This is a genomic window from Mumia sp. zg.B17 (assembly GCF_019550915.1).
In the GTDB taxonomy this organism is placed as follows: domain Bacteria; phylum Actinomycetota; class Actinomycetes; order Propionibacteriales; family Nocardioidaceae; genus Mumia.
Genome location: NZ_JAHWCI010000002.1, coordinates 145,146 through 156,949, shown reverse-complemented (window position 1 = coordinate 156,949; position 11,804 = coordinate 145,146). Strand labels below are relative to the sequence as shown.

Genomic DNA, 11,804 nt, shown 5'->3' with positions numbered 1-11,804 from the left:
GACGAGGTCGGCCGCCACAATGGGGTCCATGTCGCTCACGCAGCCGGGTTCCGGGGACACCTCGCCGTACGTCGAGCTCGAGCGCGGCGCGTGGGCCGCCCTCGCGGGCGAGGCGCCGCAGCCGCTGTCGCAGCGCGAGATCGACGAGGTCCGAGGCCTCGGGGATGAGCTGGATCTCGAGGAGGTCCGCAAGGTCTACGTGCCGCTGACGCAGCTGATCAGCATGCGCATCGGCTACGCGGGCGAGCTCTACCGGTCCACCGAGGCGTTCCTGCGCCGCCCGCAGCCGCAGCGCACGCCGTACGTGATCGGCATCGCGGGATCGGTCGCGGTCGGCAAGTCGACGACCGCCCGGTTGCTGCGCGAGCTGCTCGCCAAGAGCCCGGGCCACAGCAACGTGTCGCTCGTCACCACCGACGGGTTCCTGCTCCCCAACGCCGAGCTGGAGCGCCGGGGTCTGCTCGAGCGCAAGGGGTTCCCCGAGTCGTACGACCGCAAGGCCCTGCTGCGCTTCGTCATGGCCGTCAAGTCCGGGCGTGAGACGGTCGAGGCCCCGGTCTACTCGCACCTCTCGTACGACGTCACCGACGAGGTCGTCACGCTGAACCGGCCCGACGTGGTCCTCATCGAGGGCCTCAACGTCCTGCAGCCCGCGCGAGTCCGGGGTGACGGCCGACCGGGGCTCGCGATCAGCGACTTCTTCGACTTCTCGGTGTACGTCGACGCGGCCCGCAAGGACATCCGCCGGTGGTACATCGAGCGCTTCCTGCGCCTGCGCGAGACCGCGTTCCGCGACCCCGACTCGTACTTCGTGCGCTACGGCGCTCTGGACGCCGAGCAGGCGACCGCGCAGGCCTCGCTGCTGTGGGACTCGATCAACGGCCCGAACCTCAAGGAGAACATCGAGCCGACCCGCGGGCGCGCCACGCTGGTGCTGCGCAAGGACGCCGATCACTCCGTGCGATGGGTCCGTCTGCGCAAGCTCTGACCCGCACCTCGCGCTGTGATGGCCCTCACCCCTAGGGTGTGCGCCATGGACTCCGCGCTCAGCACGGTCGGGCTTCCGATCGCCCTCGGCATCATCATGCTCGGTCTCGGCCTCTCGCTGACCCTCGACGACTTCCGGCGCGTCGGCCGGCACCCCCGTGCCGTCGTGGTCGCGCTGGCCTGCCAGCTCCTCCTGCTCCCCGCAGTGTGCTTCGGCCTCGTCCTGCTCTTCGACCTCCCTCCGCTGCTCGCGATCGGCATGATGCTCCTCGCCGCGTCACCGGGCGGCACCAGCGCCAACCTCTACAGCCACCTCTTCCGCGGAGACGTCGCGCTCAACGTCACGCTGACCGCGATCAACTCGATCATCGCGATCGTCTCGCTGCCTCTGATCACGAACCTCGCCATCGCCTACTTCGACGCCGACAGCTCGGTCTCGCTGCAGTTCACCAAGGTCGTGGAGGTGTTCGCGATCGTGCTCCTCCCGGTCGCTCTCGGCATGGCGATCCGCTCGGCACGGCCTGCTTTCGCCGCGCGGATGGACAAGCCCGTCAGGATCGCCTCGGCCGTGATCCTCGGCATCCTCGTGCTCGGGATCCTCATCGACCAGCGCGACAACGTCGTGGAGTACGCCGCGCAGGTCGGCGCCGCCGCCACCCTCTTCTGCGTGATGAGCCTCGCGGTCGGCTACCTCGTCCCCCGGTGGGCGGGCGTGACCGAGCGCCAGGCCGTCGCGTCGTCGTTCGAGATCGGCGTCCACAACGCGACGCTCGCGATCTACGTCGCGGTCGAGATCCTCGACGAGACGGAGATCTCCATCCCGGGCGCGGTCTACGGCCTGATCATGTTCTTCATCGCGGCCGCCTGGGGACTCGTGCTCACGCGCTACCTGGTCCGTACCGACGAGCGCGTCCCCGCCGACGCCTGAGCGTCAGAGGTCGCACCGGAACTCGCCGGTCATCGACGCCAGCCGGAAGCCCATCGCCTCGTTGACGGCGATCATGGGCGCGTTGTCGGCCGCGTTCCACGTGTGCAGGAGCTCACGCGGCGCCAGGTCGTCGGCCGCGGCGAGGAGGTTGCGCACCTTCATCGCGAGTCCGAGGCGGTGTCCGCGGTGCTCGGGCAGCACGAGGGTGTCCCACTGGTAGGCGTTCACCGGGTCCGAGCCCGGCACGACGATCTGGCTGTGCCCCGCCAGCACGCCGTCCGGGGCGACCGCCACGGTCGTCCACAGGACCCTTCCCTGGGCTGCGAGCTCGGCCTCCTCCTGGCGCACCCGCTCGGGCGGGAAGTCCTCCGCCTCCCACCCCATGTCACCCGCGGGCGCCTCGACCGCCATCACGCTGCGCATCGCCGCGTACGGGACCACGAGGTCGTCCGGCACGGGTCCGCGCCAGGTGCGCAGCTCGTACCCCGCGTGGTGGGCGGCGGCCTTCTCGGCCAGCCCAGCGAGCTCGTCGCGGTCTGGAGGCAGGTCGAGGACGCGTTGCGCCTCGATGAGACCGAGCCGGAACCCGTGCGCACGAAGCAGCGCGGCGTCCGGGCCCTCGTCGTCGCCAGGCGGCCACTTCGCCGAGCACTCCAGCCGCCTGCGGCCGAGCAGCCGTACCCGGTCCTTGAGGTGCTCGATGAAGGGACCGACCGATCCGCGGTGCTCGGGGGCGGTCGCCAACGCCACCCACGCCGTCTCCAGGTTGTCGCGCAGCGGGACCTCGAGCTGGCCGGTCGCGACGACCTCACCGTCGTCGAGGTGGGCCCACAGGAGCGCCCGTGCCGTCCACGGGTCGTCCGTCCGCGCCGCCACCGTCAGCTCCGGCAGCGTCCAGGCCGTGCCGTACGGCTGCGTCGCGGCGACGCGTACCTCGTGCTCGTGGAACGCGGCCAGCCCGGCGTCGTCGGCGGGGTCGAGCTCCTCGATCTGCATGCCGTCACGGTAGGTCGGGACAGCCCCAGGCCGCACCCGGGTTTCGCCCGAGCGTCCCGCCTCGTCCGCGATGTGTGCAGCTGGTCAACGAATCCGGGCGAGATTCTTGGACGAACCGCACACACCGCGGACGGGAGGGGCCGGACGGGACGGGACCGGACGCGACGAGCCGGGGATGGGTCAGAGGGCGAGCGCGGAGCCGACGACGGTCGCCAGGCGCTGCGCGACGGTCTCGGCATGGCTGGCGGTGCTCGCCTCGACCATCACGCGTACGAGCGGCTCGGTGCCCGAGGGGCGCAGCAGGACTCGACCCGTCCCGCCCAGCTCGTCGGTAGCCTCGGCGACGGCCGCCGCCACGACGGGATCGGTGCCGGCACGGCCCTTGTCGACGCCGGAGACGTTGACGAGCACCTGCGGGAGCCGGCGCATCACCGCACCGAGGTCGGCGAGCGAGCGGCCCGTGCCGACCATCCGGCTGGACACCGCGAGAGCGGTGAGGACACCGTCGCCGGTGGTCGCGTGGTCGCTCATGATGACGTGCCCCGACTGCTCGCCGCCCAGGTTGAACCCCCGGCCGCGCATCGCCTCGAGCACGTAGCGGTCTCCTACGGCAGTCTGCACGACCGTCACGCCCGCGGCCTCCATCGCCTGGACGAAGCCGAGGTTGGACATGACCGTCGCCACGACCGTGTCGTCGACGAGACGGCCGTCCTCCTTCAGCGCGAGCGCGAGGATGGCGAGGATCTGGTCACCGTCGACGAGCACACCGTCGGCCGACACCGCGAGGCATCGGTCGGCGTCTCCGTCGAAGGCGAACCCCGCGTCGGCGCCGGTCTCGAGCACCACTCGTTGCAGGTCCTCCGGGTGCGTGGACCCGCACCCGGCGTTGATGTTGAGACCGTCGGGCTCGGCGTGGATGGCGATGACCTCGGCCCCGAGCTCACGGAACGCCGCCGGCCCGACCTCGCAGGCGGCGCCGTTCGCGCAGTCGAGCACGACGCGCATCCCGTCGAGGCGTCGGTCGACCGCGCCGACCAGGTGACGCTCGTACGTGCGCAGAGCGGTCGGGCTGTCGCCGATCCGGCCCACCGCGGCTCCGGTCGGACGCTTCCAGGGCTGCTGGAGGGTGCGCTCGATCGCGTCCTCGATGGCGTCGTCGAGCTTGAGCCCGCCGCGGGCCAGGAACTTGATGCCGTTGTCGGGCATCGGGTTGTGGCTCGCGGAGATCATGACGCCCATGTCGGCGGCGAGCGCCGACGTCAGGTACGCCGTACCAGGGGTGGGGACGACACCGAGACGGTGCACGTCCACCCCCGCAGACGCGAGACCCGCGACCACCGCGGCCTCGAGAAACTCTCCCGAGGCGCGAGGATCGCGGGCCACGACTGCGGTCGGCCGTTGGTCGGCGAAGGCTCCGGCCTCCCCCAGCACGTGGGCTGCTGCCACGGCGAGGTCGACCGCGAGCTCTGCCGTGAGATCTTCGTTCGCGATCCCACGGACGCCGTCGGTTCCGAAGATCCGACCCACGGCTCGGCCGTCAGCGCTTGCTGTACTGAGGCGCCTTGCGGGCCTTCTTGAGGCCGGCCTTCTTGCGCTCCTTGGCGCGGGCGTCACGCGTGAGGAGCCCGTCCTTCTTGAGCGTCGCGCGGTTCGACTCCTCGTCGACGGCGTTCAGCGCACGGGCGACACCGAGACGGAGGGCGCCGGCCTGGCCGGTCATGCCACCGCCGGAGACGCGGGCGACGACGTCGAAGCTCTCGCCGAGACCGGTTGCGGCGAAGGCCTCCTTGGCAATCTGCTGGTGCAGCTTGTTGGGGAGGTACTCCTCGAGCGACTTGCCGTTGACGGTCCACGAGCCGGTGCCGGGAACGATACGGACGCGAGCGACGGCCTCCTTGCGGCGACCGGTCGCCGCCGAGGGGGCGATGATCGACGAGCGGGCCGCCGACTCCGCGCTCGGGACGCTCTCCGAGGTGTACGAGACACCCTCGGTGTTGGCCGTGAACTCGTCGGTCGTTTCGACGGTCTCGGTGCTGGACTCAGCCACGTTGATCCTCACTGCTTCCTGGGCCTACTGGGCGATCTGGGTGATCTCGAAGGTCTGCGGCTGCTGAGCGGCGTGCGGGTGCTCGGGGCCGGCGTAGACCTTCAGCTTGCTCATGAGCGATCGGCCGAGGCGGTTCTTGGGCATCATGCCCCAGACGGCCTTCTCGACGGCCTTGCGCGCGTCCTTCTCGAGCAGGTCGCCGTAGGCGATCTGCTTGAGGCCGCCCGGGTATCCGCTGTGGCGGTACGCGAGCTTGTCCTGGCGCTTGTTGCCGGAGAGGGCGACCTTGTCCGCGTTGACGATGATGACGAAGTCACCGTTGTCAATGTGGGGGGCGAACGTCGGCTTGTGCTTGCCGCGAAGCAGGGTCGCGGTCTGGACGGCGAGACGCCCAAGCACCACGTCAGATGCGTCGATGACGTGCCACTTGCGGTCGACGTCACCAGGCTTCGGGCTGTACGTGCGCACGCTAGATCTACCTTCGTATGGATGGGGTCTGACGATGCGCCGAGATGGACGCAGCAAGGCCGCGGCGGATCAAGGCACAACGACGTACAACGATAACGTGCCGGGGCGGGCTCGGTCAAAACGGGCTGCCCACGGGGTGCGTCGTACGCCTGACGCACCGATTTGATGATACCCCCGGCGGCCAAGGGAGCCGGAGGCGGTGGGCCTCGGCGTCCCGGACAGCGGACCCCCGGATTCACGTTCCACTGCAGGAGGCAATAAGTTGGAGTGGGTCCGAACACCCCAGGGGACCCCTGACTCGAGCGGCGCATCGACCCAGCGTGCGCACGCCACGGCACAAGGAGACCTCCTCGTGACAGACGCCACGCCTTCGGCTGACGGCCAGACCCTGACCGTCCGCGACGACCGGACGGGCAAGGACTACGTGCTCCCGATCGTCGACGGGACCATCCGCGCGAGCGACCTCGGCAAGATCCGGGTCAACGACGACGAGCCCGGCATCGCGTCGTACGACCCCGGGTTCACCAACACCGCCTCGACCCGCTCGGCCGTCACGTTCATCGACGGCGAGAAGGGCATCCTCGAGTACCGCGGCTACCCCATCGAGCAGCTCGCGGAGAAGTCGAACTTCCTCGAGGTCGCCTACCTGCTCATCCACGGCGACCTGCCCTCCAAGGAGCAGTACGACGCCTGGGTGCACGAGATCACCTTCCACACCTTCGTGCACGAGAACATCAAGTCGCTCATGCAGGGCTTCCGCTACGACGCCCACCCGATGGGCATGCTGCTGTCGGCGGTGGGCGGTCTCTCGACCTTCTACCCCGAGGCCCGCAACATCCAGGACCCCGAGGTCCGGCACCTGCAGATCGTCCGGATGATCGCCAAGATGCCGACGCTCGGCGCCTGGTCGTTCCGGCACGCGCAGGGCAAGCCCTACGTCTACCCCGACAACGACCTCTCGTACGCCGAGAACTTCCTCGCGATGCTCTTCAAGATGAGCGAGCCGAAGTACGAGGCGGACCCGCGGCTGGCCAAGGCGCTCGAGGTCCTCTTCATCCTGCACGCCGATCACGAGCAGAACGCCTCGACCAACGCGGTCCGGTCGGTCGGCTCCACCCAGGTCGACCCGTACTCCGCCGTCTCGGCCGGCATCGCGGCTCTCTACGGCCCGCTTCACGGCGGCGCCAACGAGGCGGTCCTGCGGATGCTCAAGCGGATCAAGACCAAGGACAACGTCCCGGCGTTCATCGAGGGCGTCAAGGCCGGCAACGAACGCCTGATGGGCTTCGGCCACCGGGTCTACAAGAACTACGACCCGCGCGCCACGATCATCAAGAAGGCGTGCGACGACGTCTTCGAGGTGACGGGCGTCAACCCCTACCTGGAGGTCGCGCAGGAGCTCGAGAAGATCGCGCTCGAGGACGAGTACTTCGTCAAGCGCAAGCTCTATCCCAACGTCGACTTCTACTCCGGCCTCATCTACGAGGCGCTGCAGTTCCCGCCGGAGATGTTCACGGTGATGTTCGCCATCCCGCGTACGGCCGGCTGGCTCGCGCAGTGGGTGGAGCTGGTGGACGACAAGGAGCAGAAGATCGCCCGGCCGAAGCAGATCTACACCGGCGAACGCGGGCTCACCTTCCCCTCGAGCACCGAGCGCTGGGGCTGAGCAGCACCCACGTCACCCGACGGGCCCGTCCACACCGTGGGCGGGCCCGTCGCCGTCTCCGGGCCCCCTACAGTGGCCGCAGCCGCCACGAGAGGAACACCCCGATGCCCGCTCCCGCCACGCCCCCGTTCACCAGCCGTCAGCTCCTGCTGCGGGAGCGCCCGAAGGGTTACCCCGACGAGAACACGTGGGAGACGGTGACGACGGAGGTCCCCGCGCCCGGCCCCGGAGAGATCGTCGTACGGGTCGACCACGTCTCGCTCGACCCGGCGATGCGCGGGTGGCTGAACGACGTCCGGTCGTACATCCCTCCGGTGGGCCTCGGCGAGGTCATGCGTGCCGGAGCGACCGGCACGGTCGTGGCTTCGAAGCACCCCGACTTCGAGGTGGGCGACGCGGTCATGGGGATGTTCGGCGTGACCGAGTACGCCCTCTCCGACGGCCGCGGCGTCACCACGATCGACCTGGCCGTCGCGGGAGCCCCGACGTGGCTCGGCGCACTGGGCCTGCCCGGGATGACCGCGTACTTCGGTCTCACCGACGTCGGCCGCCTCCAGCCGGGCGAGACGGTGCTCGTCTCGGGTGCCGCCGGGGCCGTGGGCAGCGTCGCGGGCCAGATCGCCAAGGCGATGGGCTGCACGGTGGTCGGCATCGCCGGTGGCCCCGACAAGTGCGCGTGGCTGACGTCGATCGGTTTCGACGCCGCCATCGACTACAAGGACGAGAACGTCCTCGAGCGTCTGCGGGAGGTGGCGCCCCAGGGAGTGGACGTCTTCTTCGACAACGTCGGCGGTGACATCCTGGACGCCGGCCTCGCCAACCTCCGCCGTCACGCGCGGGTGGTCCTCTGCGGCGCGATCTCGGCGTACAACGCGACGTCCCTGCCCGCCGGCCCACGCCGGTACCTGTCGCTGCTGGTCTTCCGGGCGTCCATGACCGGCTTCGTCGTCTTCGACTACGAGGACCGTTATCCGGAGGCGATCGACACGATCGCCTCCTGGATCTCCGACGGCTCGGTGGTCGCCCGCGAGACTGTGGTCGAGGGCGGTGTGGAAGCGTTCCACGAGACGTGGCTCGGACTCTTCGAGGGCTCCAACACGGGCAAGCTCGTCCTCGCGCTCACCGGGGACGGACGGGGTGTCACGGCCGTTTGACGCGATCGGTAGGTTGAGCAGGTGCGTTGGAGACTGGACCTGGCCTACGACGGTGGCGCTTACCGCGGCTGGGCCTCGCAACCCGGCCTTCCGTCGGTGCAGCAGACCATCGAGGACGCGCTGACGCTGGTGCTCCGGCTCGACGGGCCCGCGAGGCTGACCGTCGCCGGCCGTACGGACACCGGCGTCCACGCACGCGGTCAGGTCGCTCACGTCGACCTTCCCGACGAGCTCGAGATGGACGAGGCGCACCTGCTCCGCCGTCTCGACCGCGTGCTCCCCGACGACATCGTGGTGCGGGCCGCACGGGTCGCGCCCGACGGGTTCGACGCACGCTTCTCCGCGCTGCGCCGGCGCTACGTCTACCGGATCTGGGACGGCGTGACCGGCCCTGACCCGCTCCACCGCAACCACGTCGTCCACCACCACCGTCCGCTCGACGTGTCGCTGATGAACGACGCCGCGGTCGGCGTGCTGGGCGAGCAGGACTTCGCCGCGTTCTGCCGTCGGCGGGAGGGGGCGAGCACCATCCGCAGCCTCATGCAGCTCACCACCCGGCGCACCGACTCGTCGATCGTCGAGACGACGGTGGTCGCTGACGCCTTCTGCCACTCGATGGTCCGGTCGCTGATGGGCGCGCTCACGGCGGTCGGCGAAGGCCGCCACGAGCCGGCGTGGATGGTGCGGGTGCTCAAGGCACGGACCCGGGACTCGCGGGTGAAGGTGATGCCTTCGCTCGGGCTCACGCTCGAGGAGGTCGTCTACCCGGCGGAGTCCCGGCTCGCCGCCCGCGCACAGGAGACGCGTACCTTCCGAGGTCCGCTCGAGAGCCCCGAGGATGACTGAGCACTACTTCGACAGCGATCCGACCGGCCCCGAGGGTCGGCGCGACGTGACCGCGGAGATCTGGGGTCGCAGCCTCACGTTCACGACGGCCGCCGGCGTCTTCGCGCGAGGGGGTCTCGACAAGGCGACGGCGGTGCTGCTGAGCAGCTCGGAGCCGCCCCGTGAGGCGCGGACGGTGCTGGACCTCGGGTGCGGCTGGGGTCCGATCGCGGTCGCGGTCGCGGTCACGGTGCCGGCCGCCACGGTGCACGCGGTCGACACCAACGCTCGCGCGCGCGATCTCACCCGGTCCAACGCCGAGCGTGCCGGCGTCGGGTCGCGGGTCGTCGTGGCGGCGCCGGACGAGGTCCCTGCGTCCCTGGTCTTCGACGAGATCTGGTCGAACCCTCCGATCCGGATCGGCAAGGCCGCGCTGCACGAGCTCCTCCTGCAGTGGCTCCCCCGGCTCGCACCTGATGGCGTCGCCCGCCTGGTGGTGGGCAAGAACCTCGGTGCCGACTCGCTCCAGCGGTGGCTGACCGACCAGGGCTGGCCCACCGAGAGGGTCGCCAGCGCGAAGGGCTTCCGCGTCCTGCACGTACGCCGGGGGTGACGGCGCCTCAGGCGACCGTGCCCGCGTGCCGGCGAAGCTCCCGGCGGGCCAGGGTGCGCTTGTGGACCTCGTCCGGCCCGTCGGCGATGCGCAGCGTCCGCAGGTGGGCGTAGAACGACGCAAGAGGGACGTCCTCGGTGACCCCCGCCGCGCCGTGGACCTGAATCGCACGATCGACGATCTTGAGCGCCATGTTCGGGGCGTCGACCTTGATCGCGGCAATCTCGGTACGGGCGGCCCTGTTGCCCGACTCGTCCATCACGTAGGCCGCCTTGAGCGTGAGGAGGCGACTCTTCTCGATCTCGATCCGCGCCTCCGCGATCCAGTCCTGGATGTTCGACCGTTCGGCGACGGGGGCCCCGAAGGTCTCCCGTGCCAGTGCGCGGGTGCACATCAGCTCGAGTGCTCGCTCGGCCATCCCGATCGCCCGCATGCAGTGGTGGATCCGGCCGGGACCGAGACGTGCCTGGCTGATCGCGAACCCCTCGCCCTCTCCGGCCAGCACGTCGGCGGCCGGGACCCGGACGTCCTCGAAGACGAGCTCGGCGTGACCCTCTCGGTCCTGGTAGCCGAAGACCGGGAGGTTGCGCAGCACCGTGATCCCAGGTGCGTCGAGGGGGACGACCATCATCGACTGCTGACGGTGGGTCGCCGCCGTCGGATCGGTCTTGCCCATCACGATCAGGACCCGGCAGTTGCGGTGCATCGCGTTGGAGGCGAACCACTTGCGGCCGTTGAGGACGTACTCGTCGCCGTCGCGCTCCATCCGCATCTCGACGTTGGTGGCGTCGGAGCTGGCGACGGCAGGCTCCGTCATGGCGAAGGCGGACCGGATGGTGCCGTCGAGGAGGGGCCGCAGGTAGGTCTTCTTGTGCTCCTCGCTCCCGAACAGCGTCAGGACCTCCATGTTGCCGGTGTCGGGCGCCGCGCAGTTGCAGGCCTCCGGCGCGAGGTGCGGGCTCCCGCCCATGATCTCGGCGAGCGGCGCGTACTCGAAGTTGGAGAGTCCGGGTCCCCACTCGGGGTGCGGGTGGAAGAGGTTCCACAACCCGCGGCGCTGGGCCTCCGCCTTGAGGTCCTCGATGACCTGCGGGTGGTGGTGGGGATCACCGGCCTCGCGCATCTGGGCGGCATAGACGGCCTCTGCCGGATAGACGTGGCTGTCCATGAAGGCCAGGAGCTCCTCCTGATATCTGGCGCTGCGCTCGGTGGTCTCGAACAGGGACATGCGTCCTCCTGGTTGGTCAGGGTCGGGGGTCGAGCAGCTGGGCCTGGTAGCGCCGCATCCCGCGGATCCATCGGTCGTAGTCGGCGCTCTTCTGGCGGTACATCGCGAGCACCTGAGGGTGCGGGAGGATCAGGAACTCCTCGGCACGGACGGCACGGACCACGTCGTCGGCGACGGTGTCCGGATCGAGGACCTCGCCGGCCGAGGTCACCGCGCGGGTGGCCGCCTCGCCGAGGCGGTCACCGGACCGCTCCCCCGCACGCAGCAACGCCGTCTCGACGCCCATGGGGCAGAGGCAGCTGACACCGATGCCCCGGTCGCCGTAGGTGACCGACAGCCACTCGGCGAACCCGACTGCGGCGTGCTTGGTCACCGCGTACGCCGCGGAGCCGATCTGCGTGAGCAGCCCCGCCGCCGACGCCGTGCTGACGAAGTAGCCTCGTCCGCGCTCGAGCCAGCGCGGGACCAGCAGGTCGGCGGCACGCACGTGAGCGCGCAGGTTGACGTCCAGGGCCACGTCCCACGCCGCCTCACCGCCGAGGCCGTGCCCACCGGAGACGCCTGCGTTCGCGGCGTAGAGGTCAACCGGACCGTAGGCCTCCTCGGCACGCGCCAGGAGCTCGTCGATCTGAGCGGGGTCGGCGACGTCGGCAGCGTGGGCGATCGCGGACCCGGGGCGTACGGCCTCGACCTCTGCAGCGGCCGCCTCCGCGGCGGCGCTGTCCAGGTCGGCCACGACGACGCGCGCGCCCTCGGCCGCGAAGCGTCGAGCCAGTGCGCTGCCGATCCCTCCGCCGCCACCTGTGACGACAGCGACCGCACCGTGCAGCTCCATCCGGTCCTCCTCCGTCGGGGGCTTCTGTATACTTGAATCCGATCTCAACTTCAAGTC

12 protein-coding genes are annotated in these 11,804 nt (G+C 70.2%); 6 read left to right on the top strand and 6 right to left on the bottom strand.

Annotated features, from left to right (window positions below):
• Nucleotides 1-19 precede the first annotated feature (19 nt).
• Both coaA and KV097_RS02110 read left to right on the top strand, forming a co-directional pair.
• On the top strand, nt 20-988 hold the full coding sequence (gene coaA / locus KV097_RS02115) for a type I pantothenate kinase (protein ID WP_220342533.1): 969 nt from the start codon (nt 20-22) through the stop codon (nt 986-988).
• A gap of 45 nt (nt 989-1,033) precedes the next feature.
• On the top strand, nt 1,034-1,915 hold the full coding sequence (locus tag KV097_RS02110) for a bile acid:sodium symporter family protein (RefSeq protein WP_220364948.1): 882 nt from the start codon (nt 1,034-1,036) through the stop codon (nt 1,913-1,915).
• Between the two features lie 3 nt (nt 1,916-1,918).
• Here KV097_RS02110 and KV097_RS02105 read toward each other — a convergent pair whose 3' ends face one another.
• From KV097_RS02105 to rplM, 4 genes are all read right to left on the bottom strand, one after another.
• Nucleotides 1,919-2,911, bottom strand: a complete 993-nt coding sequence (locus KV097_RS02105) for a GNAT family N-acetyltransferase (protein ID WP_220364947.1) — start codon at nt 2,909-2,911, stop codon at nt 1,919-1,921.
• A gap of 180 nt (nt 2,912-3,091) precedes the next feature.
• The gene (gene glmM / locus KV097_RS02100; RefSeq protein WP_220364946.1) at nt 3,092-4,438 is read right to left on the bottom strand and encodes a phosphoglucosamine mutase; all 1,347 of its coding nucleotides are present in this window, start codon (nt 4,436-4,438) and stop codon (nt 3,092-3,094) included.
• A 10-nt stretch (nt 4,439-4,448) separates the two neighbouring features.
• Nucleotides 4,449-4,958, bottom strand: coding sequence for a 30S ribosomal protein S9 (rpsI, locus tag KV097_RS02095; protein ID WP_220342024.1), 510 nt, complete (start codon nt 4,956-4,958; stop codon nt 4,449-4,451).
• 24 nt (nt 4,959-4,982) lie between these two features.
• Nucleotides 4,983-5,426, bottom strand: coding sequence for a 50S ribosomal protein L13 (gene rplM / locus KV097_RS02090; RefSeq protein WP_220364945.1), 444 nt, complete (start codon nt 5,424-5,426; stop codon nt 4,983-4,985).
• 352 nt (nt 5,427-5,778) lie between these two features.
• Between rplM and KV097_RS02085 the strand changes: the two genes are divergently transcribed.
• The 4 genes from KV097_RS02085 to KV097_RS02070 all read left to right on the top strand — a co-directional run bounded on the left by KV097_RS02085 (nt 5,779) and on the right by KV097_RS02070 (nt 9,684).
• Entirely contained in the window at nt 5,779-7,092 is a 1,314-nt protein-coding gene (locus tag KV097_RS02085) for a citrate synthase (protein WP_220342026.1), read from the top strand.
• A 104-nt stretch (nt 7,093-7,196) separates the two neighbouring features.
• Complete coding sequence (locus KV097_RS02080) at nt 7,197-8,246, top strand: NADP-dependent oxidoreductase (protein ID WP_220342027.1); 1,050 nt, start codon at nt 7,197-7,199, stop codon at nt 8,244-8,246.
• A 21-nt stretch (nt 8,247-8,267) separates the two neighbouring features.
• A complete protein-coding gene (gene truA / locus KV097_RS02075) occupies nt 8,268-9,092 on the top strand; it encodes a tRNA pseudouridine(38-40) synthase TruA (RefSeq protein ID WP_220342028.1) in 825 nt (274 codons plus the stop codon).
• Nucleotides 9,085-9,684 (top strand): class I SAM-dependent methyltransferase, encoded by a 600-nt coding sequence (locus tag KV097_RS02070; protein WP_220345315.1) that lies wholly within the window; start codon nt 9,085-9,087, stop codon nt 9,682-9,684. Before truA ends, KV097_RS02070 begins: the two co-directional genes overlap by 8 nt.
• 7 nt (nt 9,685-9,691) lie before the next feature.
• On the opposite strand, the gene KV097_RS02065 is transcribed toward KV097_RS02070, so the two are convergent.
• Both KV097_RS02065 and KV097_RS02060 read right to left on the bottom strand, forming a co-directional pair.
• A complete protein-coding gene (locus KV097_RS02065) occupies nt 9,692-10,912 on the bottom strand; it encodes an acyl-CoA dehydrogenase family protein (RefSeq protein ID WP_220364944.1) in 1,221 nt (406 codons plus the stop codon).
• A 16-nt stretch (nt 10,913-10,928) separates the two neighbouring features.
• The gene (locus KV097_RS02060; protein WP_255559060.1) at nt 10,929-11,801 is read right to left on the bottom strand and encodes an SDR family oxidoreductase; all 873 of its coding nucleotides are present in this window, start codon (nt 11,799-11,801) and stop codon (nt 10,929-10,931) included.
• Nucleotides 11,802-11,804: the final 3 nt, after the last annotated feature.

Coding starts and splice junctions, on each gene's coding strand:
- coaA (WP_220342533.1), top strand. CDS start 20: ATGGGGTCCATGTCGCTCACGCAGCCGGGTTCCGGGGACACCTCGCCG.
- KV097_RS02110 (WP_220364948.1), top strand. CDS start 1,034: ATGGACTCCGCGCTCAGCACGGTCGGGCTTCCGATCGCCCTCGGCATC.
- KV097_RS02105 (WP_220364947.1), bottom strand. CDS start 2,911: ATGCAGATCGAGGAGCTCGACCCCGCCGACGACGCCGGGCTGGCCGCG.
- KV097_RS02080 (WP_220342027.1), top strand. CDS start 7,197: ATGCCCGCTCCCGCCACGCCCCCGTTCACCAGCCGTCAGCTCCTGCTG.
- KV097_RS02070 (WP_220345315.1), top strand. CDS start 9,085: ATGACTGAGCACTACTTCGACAGCGATCCGACCGGCCCCGAGGGTCGG.
- KV097_RS02065 (WP_220364944.1), bottom strand. CDS start 10,912: ATGTCCCTGTTCGAGACCACCGAGCGCAGCGCCAGATATCAGGAGGAG.